We start from the raw sequence: 20,502 nt of genomic DNA, 5'->3' as shown, positions 1-20,502 counted from the left end.
GGATGGTGTCCATGGATGCTGCGAGGTGATGATGAAAAGACCGTTTGAGGTTGAGCGTATCGACCATGTGGTGTTCCGGGTCCGCGAGCTGGAACGCAGCATTGCTTTCTATTCAACGGTGCTGGGCTGCGAGGTGGTGCGACGACGCGACCATCTTGGTCTGGTGCACCTGCGTGCAGGCGCGTCGATGATCGACCTGATCAGTCTGGATGGCACGTTGGGCGCGCGCGGCGGCGCCGGACCGGGAGCGGAAGCGCGCAATGTTGATCATCTGTGTTTGCGAGTCGAGCCGTTCGATGAGGCAGGCATGGTTGCGTATCTGTCCCTGCACGGCGCAACGCCGTTGGCGGCGGCTGAGGTGAACTTCGGTGCTGAAGGGGATGGATTGTCGCTGTATTTCAAAGACCCGGATGGCAACACCATAGAGTTGAAGGGGCCGGTTTCTTGAAGGGGCCGGTTTCGGCGTCGGTCGGCTGATGTTCTGCTACCTCCCTTGCGCCGAAGGTGCAGGGGAGGGCTGGGGAGGGGTGCTTCTCGCTGTATCCGTGCCGTCGCGTATTTGGCGAAGATCGAAAGCACCCCTCCCAACCCTCCCCTTCGCTGCGCGAAAGGGAGGGCTCAGCTGCTCGGCAGGCGGGAGGGTCCAGGCGCGAACCAAAACGAAGGGCTCAACGCTTCGCTCCCTCCCTTGCGCCGAAGGTGTAGGGGAGGGCTGGGGAGGGGTGCTCTTCGCCATGAACCTAGCACTTGCTGCGCAACCACGCTCCGCGCATGCTCACGCCACTCAACAAGAGCAGCAGCCATGCACCGCAGACTCAATACGCTCCTGCTGCTCGCAACAGCCTTCGCCTTGCCCGCGTACGCAGAAGTCAAAGACGCCACGCCAGCAGGCTTCACTGTCGAGAATAGTGTCCTGATCGCGGCGTCACCCGCGCGCGTCTGGCAGGCGATGACAGCTGATATCGATCACTGGTGGCCAAAAGATCACAGCTGGTGGGGCAAGGCCGCAAGGCTATCGATCGATGCTCGCGCCGGTGGTTGCTTCTGCGAAATCGTCGGCGCACAACAGGCGCAGCACCTGCAGGTGGTTTTCGTCGACCCTGAGAAAACCCTGCGCATGACTGGCGGACTTGGGCCGATGCAGGGCATGGGTCTGCATGGTGTCGCCGAGTGGACGCTGCAGGCAGAAGGTGCATCCACCCGGCTTACCTGGCGCTACCGCGCCGGCGGTTACAGCCCTGATGATCTCGGTGCTCTGGCGCCGGTGGTGGACAAGGTCCAGGCGCAGCAGTTGGGTGGTCTGGCGCAATGGCTGCAAACCACCCGCTGAGGATCACTCTTCCTCGTCCTCGCCACCTGCCTCTTCACCACCGCCGGGTAGTTCCATGAACGCCCAGAACGCCACGTTGTTCTCGGCCCAGCTGGCCGAGGCTTCGGACAGTACGTCCAGCAAGGTATCGAAGTCGGCCGGGTTGCCTTGGCGCAGGTCGTTGGCATCGCTGAACAACAAGGCATAGCCGTTGGCCGGGAGCCACGACAGGTCACGCAAGCCATCGGACAGCGCATCCCAGTTGCGGCTCCAGCCGGTCGGGAAGTCCAGCTGCGTGCCAAGGCGCATCAACAAGGTGCGCTTGTCGGCGCAGCCTTCCAGGTCGATGCGGCATACGCGCAGCCCGGCATCGCGGGCTACCGCCGCCAAACCGCCGAGGTCGCCGTCGCCAACGCCGTAAACGCCGGCCTGGCTGACGTCTTCCAGGCCCATATCGAAACCGCTGTCACTCATGGCGTACTCCTGGCGGGGACTTCAAAGCTGCGGAAGCTGTCGTAATGGTCGTCGGTGTAATACCAGGCATCCGGCGGATCGCCGCCGGTAACGATGCGCTTGGCGCCACGATGGCTCAGTCCGGGTGTATCCACGGTGTATTCGCGGTAATAGCCGCGCGGCCGCTGCGGCAGCTGGCGCTCGCGGTTGCCGAAGGTGCTGCCGTCCTGGCGGTGCGGGTACGGTCCGCCACGCTGGATCAGCTCAATGGTTTCGCGTGCTTCGGGGGGCAGGAAGGCGGGCAGCGGATCGCGCGGCGTCGCGGCGCGGGATTGCGCTTCTGCCGCAGCTTGCGAGGTGATTCCAGTGCCGATGTCCGTACCCAACGAGGGCGCGAACTGCGGCGGCGGTGGTTGCTGCGCAACGCGCATGCCCCATAGGCCAGCAACCAGCAGGACTATGGCTATAACCAGAAGGTAGGGCTTGCGCATCAGGGCGGGAGATCAATCGAAGAAAGGAGAATGATTATCACGCTGTCAGCCGGATTTTGTTGAACGGGCGATTCATGCGTGATGCCTGCCGCTTGGTTCACGGGCCGATAACAATGGCGACGCACAGCCCTGAAATCGTGTCGATTCCGATTGCGGGACAAAGTTTCCTTTACAGCGGTCTTGGTAAGTTGGGCGTTCCTGCCTACCATTCACTGCTGTATCTGCATCGCCCGGGTTTTCCGGGCACAGACCCCAGGCATATACCCAAGGAGATTTGTGATGGCCTATACCCTGCCCAAGCTGCCTTACGCTTACGACGCGCTGGAACCGTACATGGATGCGGCCACGGTCGAGATCCATTACTCCAAGCACCACCAGACCTACGTCAACAACCTCAATGCGCTGGTCGAAGGCACCGAGTACGCCGACCTGCCGATCGATGAGCTGCTGCGCAAGGTCAAGACCCTGCCGGAAAACCTGCAGCAGGGCGTGCGCAACCAGGGCGGCGGCCATGGCAACCATTCGCTGTTCTGGGACGTGATCGCCCCGAACGCCGGTGGCACCCCGAGCGGCGCGCTGGCCAAGGCCATCGACGAGCAGCTGGGCGGCTTCGACAAGTTCAAGGAAGCCTTCACCAAGGCTGCGCTGACCCAGTTCGGCTCCGGCTGGGCGTGGCTGAGTGTCACCGCCGACAAGAAGCTGCTGGTGGAAAAGAGCTCCAACCAGGAAAGCCCGCTGATGGAAGGCCGCACCCCGGTGCTGACCATCGACGTGTGGGAGCACGCCTACTACCTGAAGTTCCAGAACCGTCGCGCCGAGTTCATCGAAACCTTCTACAGTCTGATCAACTGGAAGGAAGTCGAGCGTCGCTACCAGGAAGCCATTGCCTGAGTGCACTGAGCTGACGCGGTGGCCCCAGTGGCCGCCGCTGCAACAAAGGCCGGGCATTGCCCGGCCTTTGTTGTTTCAGGGGTGTTCGGCGGCGTGCAGGCAAATTTTGTAGGAGCGGCGTAAGCCGCGAAGCATGCAGATCATCAGATGGCACATATGCCTGAAGTTTTGGCAAACCCAGCTTCGCGGCTTACGCCGCTCCTACAGGCAAGCTCTGTGCTACTTCACGGCTGCTCGACGGCAGCAGCCTCTGGTATCCGGGTAATACGCAGCGTCGCCATCATGCCCAGCGGCTCGGGCGCTGGCTGCGCATCGCTGGCCGGTAGGCGAACTTGCTGCTGGGTGATATCGGCGAAGCTGCGGACCTGGTACAGCACGTCCATGCCGTGCTGGCTGTCGGCGGACAGGCGGGCTTCGCCATGACGGGTAGAGGGGTTCCTGCGCGCTGGCTGATAACCCGGTAGCTGCCGCACCAGTTCCTCGGTGGGTGCGGCAAAGTCACCGATGATCAGTGAAGGCAGGCCGTCGGCGGTGGCATCCATCCATGAGCGCAGATCGGCGGCCTGGTGGCCGCGCGCAACGGAGCTGTTGTCGCTTGGGCACATGCTGGCAGCGTAGATATTCAGCTGCGCCTGCTGCAATTGCAGACGCTGCATGCCGGCGGCGGTGGGGGCGTCGTCACCGTGCAGAAGGGTGATGCCGTCCTGCTCTGCCTGCAGGCGGGTCAGCACCGCATTGCCGCGCCGCACAGGTTGGCTGGGTCGGTCGGCGCTGATGAAGTCGCAGCTGTACTTGAGGCGGGTCCCCAGCCAGCAGGCGGGATTGGGGGTGCTGGCCAGTTGACGCACGTCTTGTACCACGATCACGTCCGGCCGTAGGTCTTCCATCAGTGCGGCGATCCGCTCACGCTGGCCGGCCCAGATTTCACCGCTGTCGGGTAGGCGCAGGTTGGCTACCTTGATGACCGGCAGCACCGGCTCGGCCATGACGCCAAATGACAGGACCAACAGTCCAAAACAACCCCAGCGCAGCATTGCAACGCCTCGAAATGAGGGACTGTCATGTTAGTGCTTGCGGCGTAGAAGGGGCGTGCAGGTGCGCGTACTAGGGTTTTGCCGGTGTGGGCGGTAGGTGTTTTACGTGGCCGAACCGGTCTGACGGGCGGCTTGATGCGTTACGCTTGCAACCTTTGTATTCACGGATCGCCCGCAGATGACGACCAGCCACGTAGCAGCTTCACCCGCGCCCAAGGGGCGGATGCCTCGCCAAATCCCATACATCATCGGCAACGAGGGCTGCGAGCGGTTCAGCTTCTACGGGATGCGCAACATCCTGGTGCAGTTCCTGATCACCTCGACCCTGCTGCAGCACATCCTGGATTCGGGTGAGCGGGCGTTGGCGGCCAAGGATCTGATGCACACCTTCATGATCGGTGTGTATTTCTTCCCGCTGCTGGGTGGGTGGGTCGCGGATCGCTTCTTCGGCAAGTACAACACCATTCTGTGTTTCAGCTTGGTTTACTGCCTGGGTCATGCTTTCCTGGCGGTGTTTGAAGACAACCGCATGGGCTTCTTCGCCGGCCTTGGCCTGATCGCTTTTGGCGCTGGTGGCATCAAGCCGCTGGTCGCCTCCTTCGTCGGTGACCAGTTCGACCAGAGCAACAAGCATCTGGCCAAGAAGGTCTTCGATGCCTTCTACTGGATCATCAATTTCGGCTCGTTGTTCGCATCGCTCACGATGCCGCTGTTGTTGGCCAGCTACGGCCCGTCGGTGGCATTCGGTATTCCCGGCCTGCTGATGTTCATCGCCACGTTCGTGTTCTGGCTGGGCCGCAAGAAGTACGTGCTGATCAAGCCGGACATGGCCGATGACCCGCATTCCTTCAGCAAGGTCATCCGCACCGCGCTGTTCGCGCACAAGGCCGGCAAGGGCCGGCCGGGCTTGCTGCTGGCAGGGCTCGGCCTGGTAGCTGCGGTGGTCTCGCTGGCCATGACCCCGGTGCTGGGCTTTGTGATTGCTGCCTGTATCGCGCTGGTGGTGGTGATCGCCTTCATTGGCGGCGGCGCATGGTTGCAGCTGGACCGTGCCCGTGGCCCCCACCCTGATGCAGCCGTCGACGGTGTGCGCAGCGTACTGCGCGTCTTGGTGATTTTTGCCCTGGTCACCCCGTTCCATTCGTTGTTCGACCAGAAAGCGTCCACCTGGGTCATCCAGGGCGCGGAAATGACCAAGCCGGGCTGGTTCCAAGCGGGGCAGATGCAGGCCTTGAATCCGGCGCTGGTGATGATCCTTATCCCGTTCAACAACCTTGTGCTGTACCCGATGCTTGCGCGGATGGGCTGGGAGCCGACCGCATTGCGGCGGATGACCGCGGGTATCGCGTTCAGTGGCCTGGCCTGGATCGCGATTGGCGGCATCCAGGTAGTCATGGATGGCGGCGAGCCGATGTCCATTGTTTGGCAGGTGCTGCCGTATGCACTGCTCACCTTGGGCGAGGTGCTGGTTTCGGCCACCGGCCTTGAGTTCGCTTACAGCCAGGCGCCGCAGTCAATGAAGGGCGTGGTGATGAGTTTCTGGAACCTGACCACCACCATCGGCAACCTGTGGGTGCTGCTGGCCAATTTCGCGGTACGGAACGACGCGGTGAACGGCAGTATCGCCACCACCGGTTTGAGCGTCACGGCATTCCAGATGTTCTTCTTCGCCGGCTTCGCGCTGTTGGCGGCATTGGCTTTCGGCTGGTATGCGCGACGGTATAAAGTCGTCGACAACTACCGGGCGGTTTGACCATGCAAGGACCGATTACCCTGATCCTGATCGCCATCACCGCACTGGTGTCGTGGATGGCGTTCAACAATCGCAAACTGGCTGACCGGCTGATCCTGTGGCCGCCGGCCATCGACAAGCACAAGCAGTACGACCGGCTGGTGACCTATGGGTTCATCCATGCCGATTTCGGCCACCTGTTGTTCAACATGGTGACCCTGTACTTCTTCGGCCGCTCGATCGAGGTCATCATGCTCGGAATCACCGGGCAATGGTGGGTCTATCCGCTGTTCTACCTGGCGGCGCTGGTGGTATCGATCCTGCCGACCTACTTGAAGAACCAGAAGAACCCGAACTATCTGAGCCTGGGTGCTTCAGGAGCGGTGTCGGCAGTGCTGTTTGCCTACATCCTGATCGCGCCGTGGAAGCTGATCCTGGTGATGTTCATCCCGGCCCCGGCCATTCTGTATGCCGCGTTCTACGTCGGTTACAGCATCTGGATGGACAAGAAGGGCAAGGACAACGTCAATCACAGCGCGCACCTGGCCGGTGCGGCGTTCGGTGTGATGTTCATGCTGATCATGGAGCCGGAGCTGCTGCAGCACTTCCTGCAGAGTCTGATGAATCCTACTTTCCGCTTCTGATCGGGGGAAGGAAGAGGTCAGGGGCGTCGCTCGCCCATCTGGTCTGGGGCCGCGCGCATTGTGTCGTCGCGGCCCCTCTTCGTTACGGCAGCTGCGCCTTGGGCGCGCCGCGCGTCAACGCTTGGAGCCGGCTCAGGCGGCGTAGCTGTCGAGCAGCCGTGAATAGACTTCGCTGTCGATCTTCTTGAATTCCCAGCCGCTGGTGTCGCCGGCGACGGCCAGCTGGAACAGGCCCTCCAGCAAGGTCGAGTCATGGTCGTTGGACGGGATCTGCATCGTGCGGTCGTTGTCGAACATGGGACACCCTGCCTGCTGTTTGTCGTTTGAGGGTATACGCAGCAAATCCCGTGCCATATTTTGAGACACAGTCCATGCTTTGATTGCGGTGGCGCTGCCGGCGCCAATGTCGGAAAGTGACGCAAAGTGGCGCTTCCGACCGGTAGCTCGCGTCATCACGTCGCTTTCACCAAAACCACCGCGTTCCGCAGGAGTAGCCATGAGCTTGAACAAGTCGTCAGCCCCAGACATCGAACATGATGCAGCTGCAAGCCGGTTCCAGACCTTGGTCGATGGCCAGCGCGCCGTACTGGACTACGAGCTGGACGACGGCGTCATGGTCATCACCCATACCGGGGTGCCCGAAGCCATCGGCGGCCGCGGCATTGCCGCAGCGTTGACCCGCTTCGCGCTGGAGCATGCGCGTGCAGCTGGCTGGAAGGTGATACCGGCCTGCGCCTATGCCGCCACTTTCATGCAACGTCATGGCGAATACGCGGACCTGCTGGGATAATTCGCTGGCATGGCCAAGCCCGACCGGGCGGCCGCACAAAATCCAAGGGATGAAAGGGCATGAACAGGTTGGTACGGGGATCGTCTGCTGCAGCGGTACTGCTGTTGGCATTGGCTGGCTGCAAGCAGGATGAGCAAGGTGCGCCAAGCGCACCGGCCGCGGAACCGGTGCAGGCACCGGTTGCGGTCGCATCTGCGGCAGCTGATCTGCGCGATGTGATTGAGAACACCCCGAGCTATGTCATTGGTATCAGCTACCCGCCGGCAGCCACCAAGTACCCGGGCCTGGCCAATGCGCTGAGCGACTATGCCGGCCACGCCAAGGCCGACCTGTTGAAGGCGGTGGCCGAACTCGGCAACGACAAGCCCACCGCGCCGTACGAACTGTCACTGGCCTTCGACATGCTGGTGGAGTCGCCTGCGGTGGTCGCTGTGTCCGCCGATGGCAGCAGCTATACCGGTGGCGCTCACGGCCAGCCGCTGGTGGCCCGTTTTGTATGGCTGCCCGAGCAGCAGCAGTTGCTCAAGGCAGAAGACCTCATTACCTCGGCCAAGGGTTGGCAGGCGATCAGTGATTTCACCGAGGACAAGCTGCTGGAGCAGGCTACGGTGCGTGCCCAGGGTGAGGATATGTCGCCGGAAGAGCAGCAGGCCCAGGTCCGCAACCTGTCCAAGATGATCGACGAAGGCACTACCGCCGATGCCACCAACTTCGGCCAATTCCAGCCGGTGCTGGATGCGGCTGGCAAGATTTCGGCGCTGCGCTTCGTGTTCCCGCCCTACCAGGTGGGGCCGTACTCGGATGGCACGCAGACGGTGGATGTGCCGGCGGCGGTGTTGTTGCCGCATGTGGCGGCGGCTTACCAGGGGCTGTTCGCGCACCCCTGAAACACAGGAGGTCAGTGATGGATGCAGGGCTGCAACGACGTGTGGAAGCACTGCTGCAGGAAGCCGATATCACCCCCGGCGGTGATAGGCCGCAGGACCTGGACATCCTCGACCCGCGCTTCTATGCGCGGGTGCTGGCCGACGGCTCGCTCGGGCTGGGCGAGAGCTATATGGAAGGATGGTGGCAGGCACATTCGCTGGATGGCCTGCTCACCCACCTGCTCGACGCGCGGCTTGATGAGCGCGTGCACGGCAGCGGCGAAGTATGGGACGCGCTCAAGGCCAAGCTGTTCAACCTGCAGAGCGGGCAGGGCAGCTACGAGGTAGGCAAGCGCCATTACGACCTCGGCAACGATCTGTACCGGGCCATGCTCGGCAAGCGGCTGGTGTACAGCTGCGGCTACTGGCGCGATGCCAGTAATCTGGACGACGCGCAGGAAGCCAAGCTCGAACTGATCTGTCGCAAGCTTGGCCTGCAGCCGGGCATGCGCGTGCTGGATATCGGTTGTGGCTGGGGCGAGGCGCTCAAGTTCGCCGCCGAGCGCTATGGCGTACAGGGGGTGGGCGTGACCATCTCGCAGGAGCAGGCCGAATTTGCCCGCCAGCTATGCGCAGGGCTGCCGATCGAAATCCGGCTGCAGGACTACCGCGAGCTGGACGAGCATTTCGATGCGGTGTTCTCGGTAGGCATGTTCGAACACGTCGGGGTCAAGAATTACCGCAGCTACTTCGAGGTCGCCCGGCGCTGTCTGGGCGAGCAGGGCCTGTTCCTGCTGCACAGCATTGGTACCAATGTCAGCCGCGAGCGCACCGATCCGTGGATCGCCAGATACATCTTCCCCAACTCGATGCTGCCTTCGGCCGCGCAGATCACCCATGCGATGGAAGGGCTGTTCGTACTGGAGGACTGGCACAACTTCGGTACCGACTATGACCGTACCCTGCAGGCCTGGCGCGACAACGTGGAAGCGGCCTGGGAGCTGCTTGATGCGCGCTATGACGAGCGCTTCCGGCGCATGTGGCGGTTCTACCTGGCTGCTTCTATGGCGACCTTCCGCACCCGTCACTCACAGCTATGGCAATTGCTGTTGTCGCCGCGCGGGGTTCGCGAGGGCTATCTGGCGCCACGCTGAATGTAGAACGCTGTAGCCGCAAAACTGTTTTATAAGTTTATATTTCAGTTGTGTATTATCTGCCTCATCCTTGGATGAGCCGGATCTATGAGCAGCTTTGACGCGACCGAAACCCGGATTGATGCCACCTGCGCCCGTTGGCCTGGATTTCCGCGTGAACCCGCAATACTGGTCCGCTTGGTCAAGGGCATCTACAAGACCGTCCATGACCGCGCCAACGCGGTATTGCGCGACTTCGAACTCAGCCATGCCGAATACATCATCCTGATGATGCTGTACGGCACGCCGGGGCATCCAATGACCCCATCGGAGTTGGCCGAAGCAGCGATCGAGAAGTCAGCGAACATCACCCGGCTCACCGATCAACTGTGCAACAAAGGTCTGCTGGAACGTATTCCGGACGCCAATGACCGGCGCAAATTGGGGCTGCATCTGACCGCAGCCGGTCTTGCGTGCATACAGAACCTGTTGCCAAAGATGGCGGAGCTGTTGGTCATGCAGGTGCAAGGCCTGGACGAGGGCGAGCAGCACCAGCTCGAGCGCCTGCTGAAAAAGATGCTGGACGGCATCGAGGCGGGCTGAGCAGTCATGGCCACAACTCCATCATCGGCAAGCCTGCCGGCAACGCCTTGGCATGCCGGCATGCGCGGTTTTCTCAAGGGCGAGGCCGACACCTGGCTGTTCGTGCTGCGCACGACCGTGGCCTTCTTCCTGACCGGCTGGTTGGCGATGCGCCTGCAGCTGCCGCAACCGGGTACGGCAATGATGACCACGGTCATCGTCATGCACCGGCAAAGCGGCATGGTGCTGGCCAAGGCCTTTTACCGGGTTCTTGGCACCCTTGTGGGTGCGGCCGGTGCGCTGCTGATCGTGGCTTTGTTCCCGCAGCAGCGCGAGCCGTTCCTGTTGTTGATGGCGCTGTGGATCGCCGGCTGCACTGCCGGGGCCACCTTGCATCGCAACTTCAAGTCCTATGCTTTCGTGCTGGCCGGCTATACCGCAGCCATCATCGCCTTGCCGGTGATCTCCACCCATCCGGGGCAGGTTTTCGATTCGGCGGTGGCGCGCATCAGCGAGGTGTTGCTTGGGCTGCTGGTGACCGCGGTGATCAGCGACACCTTGTTCCCAGTGCGCCTGCGTGACACCTTGCGTACGGCGGTGAACAGCCAGTACCAGAACTTCTTGGGTTTCATGCGCAACGCGTTGCTTGGCGAGGTGCCGCGCGAGCGCATGGAACAGGTCCATCTGCGGGTGGTGCGTGATGCAGTGGCGCTGGAAGACCTGCGCAGTTCGGTGATCTTCGAGGACGGTGAAGCGCGTGCACGCAGCGCGCACCTGCAGCGTTTCAACCAGCGGTTCATGGCTGCATCGACCAGCTTCCAGTCGTTGCATCACCTTATCAATCGCCTGCTGCGGCAGCCTGATCCAGCAGCCGGCAGGGCCTTGCAGGCCTTGTATCAGCCGCTGGGCGCGGCCTTGCAGGCGAGTGAGCAGTCGCCCGCGCAGTTGGCAGAGCAGATCCATCAGGTGCGTAGAAACCTGGCCATAAGCGCCACCCAACTGCGCGGCGCGTTGGGCGCTGCTGCGCTGGTCGAGGACTTTGATGTAGGCGCGCAGTTGCTGCGGCGTTTCGTCAAGGAACTTGAGCTGTACGTGCATGCACGGCGGCAGCTGACCCTGCAGGTGGCGCCAACCGAGGAGGATGCGCGCGCGCACTTCATTCGTGGCAATGACTATCTCGGTGCCGCAGTGGCGTTCACCCGCACTGCCATCACCATGTTGGTGTTGGGCGCGTTGTGGGCCGCCAGCGGCTGGGCGATGGCGGTGAACGTTATGCTCTTGGCGACCATATTCTCCGGTCTGTTCGCGACCATGCCCAATGCCGCGCAGATGACCGGCAAGGTGGCCTGGGGGTTTCTGGTCGGTGTGCTGACGGCTTATTTCTGCGACTACATGGTGTTGACCCGGATGGAAGGCTTCACCTTGCTGGTTGCTGGATTGCTGCCGTTCTTCATGGTCGGTCCCTACATGGCCAGTCGACCCAAGCTGGCTGTGTTCGGCCTGGGCTATACGATGGGCTTGGTCGGCATCCTGGCCATCACCGCCACGCACACCTTTGACCCTGTGCGCTTCTTCAATGAGGGAACCTCGCAGATAATCGCACTGGGGGCGGCGGTGTTGAGTTTTGCGCTGATACCGCCGCTGGTAGGCACGGCGTGGCTGCGGCGGCGACAGATGGCCGGCTTGCGCGCACAGGTGGGCTTGGCGGCGCAGGCACCGCTGCGTGGCCTGCAAAATCGTTTTGAAAGCATCAATAGTGATTTGTTGCATCAGATCGTCATCCACACCGCAGAGGGCAGCGAGGAATCACGCGTGCAGCTGGCCTGGGCCTTGGCGGTCAATGAAACTGGCCGTGCGCTGATCCATCTGCGCCAGGATGTCGCCCACGAGCCGGCATCGACACAGTTGCATCAACGTGTTGACGAGGTGGTGCTGGCGCTGTCTGGCTTCTTTGCAGCGCCCAGCGCACAGGCATGGCAACGCGCCGACGGCGTGCTGAACGCCGGCATCGAGCTTGCCCGCAGCCAAGCAAAGGACGGGGGCGTTGCTGCGCGCGTGTTGCTGCACCTGCGCTTGGTGCGTCTGGCCATGGTGGATGACAGCTCGGTGATGGCGACCTACATCACGCCACTCGATTCAAGCCAGGAGACGGCTCGCCATGCCTATTGAAATCGCATTTGCGGGAACCCTGTTTCCGGGCTTGCTGTTGTTGTTTGTAGTGATCTGCATTGTGCTGTGGGCGCTGGATACCTTGGCCGGCCGTCGTGGCTGGTATCGCAATGTCTGGCACCCGGCCTTGTTCCGTACCGCGATCTTCATCTGTTTGTTTGGTGGCTTCGGCCTGCTGCTGTTCTGAGACCTCCCCATGACCCCCAAAGTCCAATCCATTCTTCGTTTCTCCATCACTGCAGGGGCAGTGGTGATTGCCGCCCTGATCGCGATGGCGATGTGGCGCCATTACATGTACTCGCCGTGGACCCGTGAAGGTCGCCTGCGCGCGGAAGTGGTGCGGGTGGCGCCGGATGTTTCAGGTCCGGTCAGCGCGGTGGCGGTGCGCGACAACCAGTTGGTGAAGCGCGGTGAGGTGCTGTACCAGATCGACCCGGCGCGCTACCAGAACGCCTTGAATCAGGCGCGCGGCAACCTGGCCGCCGCTCAGGCATCGGCGCGCGCAGCGGGTGCAAGCATCCAGGTTGCAGCAGCCGGTGCCGCGCAGCAGAGTGCGAATGCCAGCCGCTACGAGCAGCAGTACGAACGTCGCCAGCGCATCACTGGCAGTTTGATCTCCGAAGAAGCGCGTACCGATGCGCTGAGTGCCGCACAAGCCGCACGTGCAGGTGTTGCGCAGGCACAGGCAAGCCGGCAACAAGCCAGTGCTTCGCAGCAGCAGGCAATGGCTGCGGTAGAGCAGGCACAGGCGGCGCTGGATACGGCAGAGTTGAATCTGGAGCGCACCCAGGTGCGCGCGCCGGTGGATGGCTATGTCACCAACCTGGAAGTACGGCAGGGTGACTACGCCACTGCTGGTGCGGCCAAACTGGCGGTGATCGATACCGAATCCTTCTGGGTATACGGATATTTCGAAGAGACCAAGCTGGCGCAGCTGCATGTGGGCGACGGCACGCGCGTGCAGCTGATGAGCGGGCAAGAGTTGCATGGGCATATCGAAAGCATTTCGCACGGCATCACCGATGCGGACAGTCCGACTGGCAGTGATCTGCTGGCCAATGTGAATCCGACCTACAACTGGGTGCGCTTGGCGCAGCGGATTCCGGTACGGATCAAGCTGGATGCGGGTTCGTTTGCGAAGGGCGTTGTGCTGGCCAATGGCATGACCGCTACGGTGATTGTGGAGCGTGGGCGGTAGGGCGTGGTAGGTTTTTTTTTTGCTGACCGGATGCTGGTTGAACGAAGCCAGAAGCACAAAGCCAGAAGCACAAAGCCAGAAGCACAAAGCCAGAAGCACAAAGCACCCTCATCCGCCCTCCGGGCACCTTCTCCCGCCCGCGGGAGAAGGGAAAGCCGGATGTTGCTTGAGCTGAAGGTTCGTCGCGCAATGCGTGCGCGCAAGCAATGTATCAGAGCCTCGCGGTGCCAGATCACTCCCTTCTCCCGCTTGCGGGAGAAGGTGCCCGGAGGGCGGATGAGGGGAGCTTTTGATCTGGCCGTACCAAGCAAAAGAAAACGCCCGGCAAAGCCGGGCGTTTTCATTCCATCACAACCAGCAACTGCTTACTTTGCAGCAGCACCGGTGGTCAAACCGCGCTTCTCCAGCAACGGCTCGATCTGCGGCTCATGGCCGGCGAAGTTGCGGAACAATTCCATCGCATCAACGCTGCCGCCCTTGGACAGCAGGGTCTTGCGGAAATGGTCGCCGTTGGCGCGCGACAGGCCACCATTCTCGCGGAACCACTTCTGGGTGTTGGCATCCAGTACTTCCGACCAGATGTAGGCGTAGTAGCCGGCCGAGTAGCCGCCCATGATGTGGCTGAAGTACGGGGTCTTGTAGCGCGGCGGGACCGGCGCGTAATAGATGCCGTCCTTGACCAGCGCTTCATGCTCGAACTTCATCACGTCCTTCGGTGCCGGGATCTGGCCAACACCGATCTGGTGCCAGTTCTGGTCCAGCATCGCGGCGCCCAGGTATTCGGTGGTGGCAAAGCCCTGGTTGAACTTGGACGCGGCAATCACCTTGTCCAGCAGCGCCTGCGGCATCGCCGAGCCGTTCTGGTAGTGCTTGGCGTAGTTGGCCAGGATGGTCGGCTCGTCGGACCACATCTCGTTCACCTGCGAGGGGAACTCGACGAAGTCACGCGGCACCGCGGTGCCAGCGAAGTACGGGTACTTCACGTCCGAGAACATGCCGTGCAGTGCATGGCCGAACTCGTGGAAGGTGGTGGTCACTTCGTCCCAGGTCAGCAGGGTCGGCTTGCCGGCCGGCGGCTTGGGAATGTTGAGGTGGTTGGCGACCACCGGCTTGTCGCCGGTCAGGCCCGACTGCGACACATAGGCATTCATCCATGCACCGCCACGCTTGGACTCGCGTGCATACGGATCGAAGATGAAGATGGCCAGCTGGCTGCCATCGGCGTCGAACACGTCATAGACGGTGACGTCGTCGTGGTAGACCGGCAGGTCGGTGCGCTGCTTGAAGCTCAGGCCGAATTCCTTGCCGGCGGCGAAGAACACGCCGTTCTCCAGCACGTTCTTCAGCTCGAAGTAGGGCTTGAGCTGGGATTCGTCGAAGTTGTACTTGGCCTGGCGAACCTTCTCGCTGTAGAAGGCCCAGTCCCACGGCTGCAGCTCGAACGTCGGCTTGCCGGCGGCCTTCTGCTCGCTGTCGATCATTGCCTGCAGGTCAGCGGCTTCGCGCTTGGCGTTGGTGACGGCGGCCGGGGCCAGCTGGCCCAGCATCGCGTTGACTGCTTCCGGGGTCTTTGCGGTCTGGTTGCCCAGCGAATAGGTGGCAAAGTTCGGGAAGCCCATCAGCGCGGCCTTCTCGGCGCGCAGGGTCATGATGCGCGACACCAGTGCGGTGTTGTCGTACTCGCCACCCTTGCTGCCACGCGAGACCGAGGCTTCGTAGATCTTCTGACGCAGCTCGCGGTTGGCCAGGTTGGTCAGCGGCGGCTGGCCGGTGGTGTTGAGCAGAGCGATGACGTACTTGCCGTCCAGCTTGCGGGCCTTGGCGGCTTCGGCAGCGGCTGCGATCTGCTCGGCCGACAGGCCGTCCAGCTGCTTAACGTCATCAACCACGATGAAGGATGCGTTGACCTCGGCCAGCACGTTCTGGCTGAATTTGGTGCCCAGGTTGGCCAGCTCGGCGTTCATCGCCTTGAGCTTGGCCTTGTCGGCGTCGCCCAGCTTGGCACCGGCGCGGACGAAGTTGTCGCGGTACTTCTCGACCAGACGCAGGCTTTCCGCATCCAGGCCCAGCTTGGCGCGGTTGTTGTACAGGGTCTCGATACGCGAGAACAGCTTGCCATTGAGGTTGATGGCATCGCTGTGGGCAGCGAACTTGGCCGAATAGTCTGCCTGCAGCTTCTTGCGCGCGTCGTTGGTGTCCGCGCCGATCAGCGCGAAGAACACGGTAGTGGCGCGGTCCAGCACGGCGCCGCTGTTTTCCAGCGCGACCAGGGTATTTTCAAAGGTGGGAGCGGCCGGGTTGTTGGCGATCGCTTCCACTTCCTGCAGCTGCTGGGCCATGCCAGCGTCGAAGGCCGGAGCGAAATCGGCGTCCTTGATCTTGTCGAACTGCGGGTAGTGCAGCGGCAGCGGGCTTTCAGCGAAGAACGGATTGGCCTGCTGGGCCGACTGGGTGGTCGCAGTGGTTGCGGCCTGGCTGTAGGCCGGCAGGGCAAGACCCAGGGTCGCGGCAAGGGCGAGGGCGAGACGGGTGTTCAAGGCGGAAACTCCGGTAAAAAGGCTGATCTTTCAGGGTACCTGCAGGTGCGCCTGCGCGGGTGTGTCGAATGGCATGGTTGCGCTGAAAGGCCACATCTTGCATGCCGTTGGCGCCGCGATGGCGTACGCTGGCGATCCTGTCTGGAGCCTTGCCATGCCCAATGCCTTCGATTTCGAGCTGACCGCGCTGGACGGCAGTCCGCTGCCGCTGGCGGCCTTTGACGGCAAGGCGCTGCTGATCGTCAATACCGCGTCCAAGTGCGGCTTCACCCCGCAGTACGAAGGGCTGGAGCAGCTGTGGCAGGAACTGGGTCCGCAAGGGCTGGTGGTGCTGGGCTGTCCCTGCGACCAGTTCGGCCATCAGGAGCCGGGCGATGCTGCCGCCATCCAGGACTTCTGTAGCATCAACTACGGCGTAAGTTTTCCGATGTCGGCGAAGCTCAAGGTCAATGGTGCCGATGCCGATCCGCTATGGCAGTGGCTGCAGCGGCAGAAGCGCGGCGCGCTGGGCATCGCCGCGATCAAGTGGAACTTCAGCAAGTTCCTGATCGGCCGCAACGGGCAGGTGCTTGCCCGCTACGCGCCGACCGCGCGCCCGGAGGCGTTGGAAGCGGATATCCGGGCTGCGTTGGGTTGAGGAATGGTGTCGGGATCAGTTTGAGTTGAGAACCGGATCAATCTTGGCTCTCAGACCTTGAATCATGGGCGCACCGTCACCGGTGCTGCGTTTGCCGGGACTGTTCGTGGGTCGCTCCAGATCCGGGTGCCTGCAGTTCGTTGCTGGAAGAAGTCGCGGCATTTACCATCTCCGCTGCCTGACAGACCGCCGTTGGGGAAGCAGATTCGCTGCCCATTTCGCTCGTATAACTCACTCGGAAAGTCACAGCAGCGCCCCATGGGTACGTAGTACACCGTGCGGCGGCCGTACTGGTAGCGCCAGATCGAGCCGGGACTCGCGCTGGGCGAGGCTGACTCATATTGTTTGATCAGCGCTTTGACGAAAGGCGGAGGGTCTTCCGCAAAGCAGGTGTTGGTAGCGGATAAACCAAGCAGGATCAGAAGTAATCGCGGATTCATGCTCGTACCCCAGCTGACAGATGGGCGATCTCAATTCGCGAACAAGGTATTTGGCTTGTTGCTGAGGTGTCAAAGAGTGCCCGGCGCTGAGTGGCGCCGGGCGATGGTAACTAGACCGGATCGGTCTCCGCTTCGTCCAGCAGGTCCTTCTGTTGCAGCTGCACCTTGGTCGGGTCGCCGTGTTCGGCCATGGCCCGTTGCAGGGCGCGGCGGGTGGCGGCGGTGACCAGTGACTGCAGGTCGCGGCCGGAGCTGCCTTCGGTGGCGGCTGCCAAGGTGCCAAGCACCTCGTCCACGGCAAAATCCAGCGGCTTGCCGGCCAGCTGCAGGCGCAGGATGGCGGCGCGCGCGTCGATGTCTGGCAGGCCGATCTGGATCTTGCGCTCCAACCGCGACAGCAGGGCGCTGTCGATGGCTTCGAGGTGGTTGCTGGCTGCAAGCAGGAATACCTGGCCTTGTTTGGTGCTGATGCCGTCCAGTTCCTGCAACAGCTGGGCGACGATCTCGGCGTTCAACTTGTCCGAGTTGCCGCTGCCACGCGGCGGGGCGATGGTGTCGATCTCATCGAGGAACAGGATGCACGGTGCCTGCGCCCGAGCTTTCTCGAACAGCTGCTTGACCCGCGCGCCACCGTCGCCGAGGAACTGGCCCTTGACCTCCGCCGATGAGGCGGCGATGAAGGACAGCCCGGACTGGCTTGCCAGTACGCGCGCGATCTGGGTCTTGCCGGTGCCGGGCGGGCCATACAGCAGGATGCCGCGTGGCACCGGGATGTTCATCCGCGCCAGTTCTTCGGCATGCAGCAACTCCTTGCCGAGACTTTCGAACTCGGCACGGGTGCTGGCCGGCACGATCACATCGTCCCAACCCAGCGTCTGCACCGAGGTGGAGCTCTTGCCGCGCAGGCGCGCGATGGCAGCGCTGAAATCGCTTTGCGCAGGGCGCCCGGCCGGATGGGTGGAAACCACGCTGGTGACCAGAGTGGACAGGTCGCGGCCGGACATGCCGGCGGTTTCGCGCACCAGTGCTTCGGTTACCGGCAATGCCAGTTGGGCCTTGCCGAACTCAGCCAGCAGGATGCGCTCGCGCGCTTCGGCATTGGGCGCGGCAAGCTCGATGGAAACAGTGAAGCGCGACAGCACCGCGTCATCAATCAGCTCCTGGCGGTTGGTGGCGCCAATCACCAGCACGTTGCCGCTGCCCTGGTTGAAACCATCCCATTCGGCGATGAAGGTCTGCACCAGTTCGTTGCCGAAATTGTCGGTGTCGCGGCTGCCACGCCGGGCGAAGGCACTTTCGCATTCGTCCACGAACAGAATGGTCGGGCCCTTGCTACGCGCATTCTCCCAGATCTTCTTGACCTTGGGCCCGGTGTGGCCGATGTGTTCGCCCTTCAGGTCGGCGATGGTCACTGCGACGAAGTTGCAGTCCACGTGTTCGGCCAGCTTGCGCGCGATCAGGGTCTTGCCGGTGCCGGGCGGGCCCCACAGCAGCATGCCCTTGGGCAGCGGCGGGGTGCCGGCGGCAAAGCGGTCCACCAGCTTGATCACCTGTTCCAGGGTCTGCTCCGGGATGGCAACGTCCTTCCAGTTGGCTTCCAGCTTGTCCAGCGAGGCCAGCCGGACCAGCAGCGATTGCTGAAGCTGCAGCTCGCGCTCGTGCGGTGCGCTCAATGCCTGCAGGTCGAGGATGGGCTGGGCCAGCGGTGCCAGCATGGGTGCCAGTTCGGCGGCCACTGGAGTCCACGTCGCGGCGTGTTCATCCGCTTCGGCGCGGACGCGTACGAGGCCGCCGGGGTGGCCATTGAGCGGTAGGCGGATGAAGATGTCGGGGTCCTTGTCGTTGGCGACATCGGTGCTCACGCCGACCATCACCGCGTTGGAGTTGTCGTGCTTGTCACCGAGCTGCCAACTGTTGCCCATCTTCTCCACCGAGGGTGCGGGCGCGCGGATGACAGGGTAGGGGTGGCTGCGGCCATCGTCGTTCTTCTTGCCGAAGGCGTGCAGCTGCAGCTGGCGTTTGCCCAGCGCATCGATCGATGCCAGCCCTGCAGCGGCATTGCGCTTTGACATGCGGTAGCGGCCCAACCAGACCAGCAGCGCATACAGGACCAGGCCAGGCGGAATGTAGACGAACAACAGGAACAGCGTGCTGGCCGGGAAGGGCAGTGTGTACGACAGGTGGCCGCAGAAGTTCCTAACCGGTCCATACAACGCGAGGCTGCCGAGCAGCAGCAGCCAGGTCACGGTGCGGACGCCGCCGCTGCCCAAGGTCGCGCGCAAACTCAGCGCTGGCCCCAAGGTGCCTTTGCGGCCATGTTGCAGGGTATTGCGGCGCGCCTGCGCCAGACCCTCTTCGAACGCCGGGCGCATCGTCTGCGCTGCCTGGCATGCGGCGGGGTAAGCAGCGCCCATCGCCTGCTTTGCGGTCTCGGTACGCTGCTGGCATTGCGCCAGCTCGTCGAGCAGCACGCTGCGTTGGTTGTCGATGAAGCTGCTGCGGGAACTACTTGAAGCCATGAATCCTTTCCCCTGAACTGAAAACGGCCGGATCAATGCGATCCGGCCGTTACGCTACGCCATCAGAGTCAGGGTTCATAGCAGTCAATAGTCAGTAAAACCCCTACAGGCCTTACTTTTCGACGAAGGCGCGCTCGAACACATAGTGGCCCGGGGTGCCGATGCGCGTGGAGACCTCGAAGCCACGTGCGTCCAGCACGGTGCGCAGGTCAGCCAGCATCTGCGGACTGCCACAGATCATGAAGCGGTCGTTGGCCGGGTCCAGCTGCGGCAGGCCGAGTGCTTCCTGCATCTGTCCGCTTTCCATCAGCGAGGTCAGACGGCCCTGGTTGGGGAAGGGCTCACGGGTGACCGCCGGGTAATACAGCAGCTTGTCACGGACGATGTCGCCGAGGATCTCGTCGTTCGGCAGCTCCTGTTCGAAGTACGCGCGGTAGGCGAGGTCCTTCTCATAGCGCACACCGTGGCAGACGATCACCTTGTCGAAGCGCTCGTAGGTTTCCGGGTCCTTGACCACGCTCAACCACGGCGCCAGGCCGGTGCCGGTGCCCAGCAGATAGAGGTTCTTGCCCGGATGCAGATCACTGATCAGCAGGGTGCCGGTGGGCTTCTTGCCGACCAGTACTTTGTCGCCGGGCTTGAGGTGCTGCAGACGCGAGGTCAGCGCACCTTCCTGCACCTTGATGCTGAAGAAGTGCAGCTGCTCTTCCCAGTTGGCGCTGGCGATGGAATAGGCACGCAACACCGGGCGGGCGCCTTCGTTTTCGTTTTCCAGCCCGATCATCACGAACTGGCCATTCTCGAAGCGGAAGCCGCTGTCACGGGTGGTGGAGAAGCTGAAGTAGGCGTCCGTCCAATGACGGACTTCAAGCACCGTTTCGGCGCCAAAAGCGGAAGACATGCCGTGATTCGTAGATTGGAGACCCGCCTATTCTAGCCGATTTCCATTAGATGGGAATGAATCTCATTTGACTGGATTGTGTAGTGGGGGGGGGGGGCGGGGGCGGGGGCGGGCGGGGGGAGCACAAGACGAGCGGGAGCGGGCCCGGGCAGGCCGCCCCCAAGCGGCGGGCGCCG

General features: G+C 62.5%; 21 protein-coding genes. 13 read left to right on the top strand and 8 right to left on the bottom strand.

From position 1 onward, the window contains the following. The first annotated feature begins 31 nt into the window (after positions 1–31). The gene (locus ACVOLZ_RS10810; protein ID WP_481516138.1) at positions 32–448 is read left to right on the top strand and encodes a VOC family protein; all 417 of its coding nucleotides are present in this window, start codon (positions 32–34) and stop codon (positions 446–448) included. A gap of 354 nt (positions 449–802) precedes the next feature. After that, positions 803–1,330 (top strand): SRPBCC family protein, encoded by a 528-nt coding sequence (locus tag ACVOLZ_RS10805; RefSeq protein ID WP_481516137.1) that lies wholly within the window; start codon positions 803–805, stop codon positions 1,328–1,330. A gap of 3 nt (positions 1,331–1,333) precedes the next feature. On the opposite strand, the gene ACVOLZ_RS10800 is transcribed toward ACVOLZ_RS10805, so the two are convergent. Both ACVOLZ_RS10800 and ACVOLZ_RS10795 read right to left on the bottom strand, forming a co-directional pair. Then, positions 1,334–1,783 carry a barstar family protein gene (locus tag ACVOLZ_RS10800; protein ID WP_481516136.1) on the bottom strand — a complete coding sequence of 150 codons (450 nt, stop codon included), beginning with the start codon at positions 1,781–1,783 and terminating at the stop codon, positions 1,334–1,336. Next, positions 1,780–2,253 (bottom strand): guanyl-specific ribonuclease, encoded by a 474-nt coding sequence (locus tag ACVOLZ_RS10795; protein WP_481516135.1) that lies wholly within the window; start codon positions 2,251–2,253, stop codon positions 1,780–1,782. Before ACVOLZ_RS10795 ends, ACVOLZ_RS10800 begins: the two co-directional genes overlap by 4 nt. A gap of 279 nt (positions 2,254–2,532) precedes the next feature. Here ACVOLZ_RS10795 and ACVOLZ_RS10790 point away from each other — a divergent pair, with 279 nt between their 5' ends. Next, entirely contained in the window at positions 2,533–3,144 is a 612-nt protein-coding gene (locus tag ACVOLZ_RS10790) for a superoxide dismutase (RefSeq protein ID WP_481516134.1), read from the top strand. Positions 3,145–3,368: 224 nt separating this feature from the next. On the opposite strand, the gene ACVOLZ_RS10785 is transcribed toward ACVOLZ_RS10790, so the two are convergent. Continuing rightward, positions 3,369–4,151, bottom strand: a complete 783-nt coding sequence (locus ACVOLZ_RS10785) for an endonuclease/exonuclease/phosphatase family protein (RefSeq protein ID WP_481516133.1) — start codon at positions 4,149–4,151, stop codon at positions 3,369–3,371. A gap of 205 nt (positions 4,152–4,356) precedes the next feature. Here ACVOLZ_RS10785 and ACVOLZ_RS10780 point away from each other — a divergent pair, with 205 nt between their 5' ends. Both ACVOLZ_RS10780 and ACVOLZ_RS10775 read left to right on the top strand, forming a co-directional pair. After that, the gene (locus tag ACVOLZ_RS10780) at positions 4,357–5,931 is read left to right on the top strand and encodes a POT-type proton-dependent oligopeptide transporter (RefSeq protein WP_481516132.1); all 1,575 of its coding nucleotides are present in this window, start codon (positions 4,357–4,359) and stop codon (positions 5,929–5,931) included. 2 nt (positions 5,932–5,933) lie between these two features. After that, positions 5,934–6,554, top strand: coding sequence for a rhomboid family intramembrane serine protease (locus ACVOLZ_RS10775; protein ID WP_481516131.1), 621 nt, complete (start codon positions 5,934–5,936; stop codon positions 6,552–6,554). A 132-nt stretch (positions 6,555–6,686) separates the two neighbouring features. Here ACVOLZ_RS10775 and ACVOLZ_RS10770 read toward each other — a convergent pair whose 3' ends face one another. Next, entirely contained in the window at positions 6,687–6,851 is a 165-nt protein-coding gene (locus ACVOLZ_RS10770) for a hypothetical protein (protein WP_481508433.1), read from the bottom strand. 199 nt (positions 6,852–7,050) lie between these two features. On the opposite strand from ACVOLZ_RS10770, the gene ACVOLZ_RS10765 reads away from it, so the two are divergent. From ACVOLZ_RS10765 to ACVOLZ_RS10735, 7 genes are all read left to right on the top strand, one after another. Continuing rightward, positions 7,051–7,344: a GNAT family N-acetyltransferase gene (locus tag ACVOLZ_RS10765; protein ID WP_481516130.1), complete on the top strand. Its 294-nt coding sequence runs from the start codon at positions 7,051–7,053 to the stop codon at positions 7,342–7,344. A gap of 59 nt (positions 7,345–7,403) precedes the next feature. Further along, entirely contained in the window at positions 7,404–8,231 is an 828-nt protein-coding gene (locus ACVOLZ_RS10760; protein WP_481516129.1) for a DUF3298 and DUF4163 domain-containing protein, read from the top strand. Positions 8,232–8,248: 17 nt separating this feature from the next. Next, complete coding sequence (gene cfa, locus ACVOLZ_RS10755; protein WP_481516128.1) at positions 8,249–9,364, top strand: cyclopropane fatty acyl phospholipid synthase; 1,116 nt, start codon at positions 8,249–8,251, stop codon at positions 9,362–9,364. 87 nt (positions 9,365–9,451) lie between these two features. Then, complete coding sequence (locus ACVOLZ_RS10750; RefSeq protein WP_481516127.1) at positions 9,452–9,946, top strand: MarR family winged helix-turn-helix transcriptional regulator; 495 nt, start codon at positions 9,452–9,454, stop codon at positions 9,944–9,946. A 6-nt stretch (positions 9,947–9,952) separates the two neighbouring features. After that, entirely contained in the window at positions 9,953–12,094 is a 2,142-nt protein-coding gene (locus tag ACVOLZ_RS10745; protein ID WP_481516126.1) for an FUSC family protein, read from the top strand. Then, positions 12,084–12,281: a DUF1656 domain-containing protein gene (locus ACVOLZ_RS10740; protein WP_481516125.1), complete on the top strand. Its 198-nt coding sequence runs from the start codon at positions 12,084–12,086 to the stop codon at positions 12,279–12,281. The genes ACVOLZ_RS10745 and ACVOLZ_RS10740 overlap by 11 nt, the downstream gene beginning before the upstream one ends. 9 nt (positions 12,282–12,290) lie before the next feature. Beyond that, complete coding sequence (locus tag ACVOLZ_RS10735) at positions 12,291–13,292, top strand: HlyD family secretion protein (protein ID WP_481516124.1); 1,002 nt, start codon at positions 12,291–12,293, stop codon at positions 13,290–13,292. A gap of 365 nt (positions 13,293–13,657) precedes the next feature. On the opposite strand, the gene ACVOLZ_RS10730 is transcribed toward ACVOLZ_RS10735, so the two are convergent. Continuing rightward, positions 13,658–15,829 (bottom strand): M3 family metallopeptidase, encoded by a 2,172-nt coding sequence (locus tag ACVOLZ_RS10730; protein WP_481516123.1) that lies wholly within the window; start codon positions 15,827–15,829, stop codon positions 13,658–13,660. A 154-nt stretch (positions 15,830–15,983) separates the two neighbouring features. Here ACVOLZ_RS10730 and ACVOLZ_RS10725 point away from each other — a divergent pair, with 154 nt between their 5' ends. After that, complete coding sequence (locus ACVOLZ_RS10725; RefSeq protein WP_481516122.1) at positions 15,984–16,466, top strand: glutathione peroxidase; 483 nt, start codon at positions 15,984–15,986, stop codon at positions 16,464–16,466. 62 nt (positions 16,467–16,528) lie between these two features. On the opposite strand, the gene ACVOLZ_RS10720 is transcribed toward ACVOLZ_RS10725, so the two are convergent. The 3 genes from ACVOLZ_RS10720 to ACVOLZ_RS10710 all read right to left on the bottom strand — a co-directional run bounded on the left by ACVOLZ_RS10720 (position 16,529) and on the right by ACVOLZ_RS10710 (position 20,326). Next, a complete protein-coding gene (locus ACVOLZ_RS10720) occupies positions 16,529–16,906 on the bottom strand; it encodes a DUF6970 domain-containing protein (protein WP_481516121.1) in 378 nt (125 codons plus the stop codon). Positions 16,907–17,016: 110 nt separating this feature from the next. Beyond that, positions 17,017–19,425 carry an AAA family ATPase gene (locus ACVOLZ_RS10715; protein WP_481516120.1) on the bottom strand — a complete coding sequence of 803 codons (2,409 nt, stop codon included), beginning with the start codon at positions 19,423–19,425 and terminating at the stop codon, positions 17,017–17,019. 112 nt (positions 19,426–19,537) lie between these two features. Next, positions 19,538–20,326 (bottom strand): ferredoxin--NADP reductase, encoded by a 789-nt coding sequence (locus tag ACVOLZ_RS10710; RefSeq protein ID WP_481516119.1) that lies wholly within the window; start codon positions 20,324–20,326, stop codon positions 19,538–19,540. Between the last annotated feature and the right edge of the window lie 176 nt (positions 20,327–20,502).

The organism is Stenotrophomonas sp. STEN020, assembly GCF_056760195.1.
Note: the sequence above shows the minus strand (reverse complement) of the source record. Positions and strands in the feature narration are given on the sequence as shown.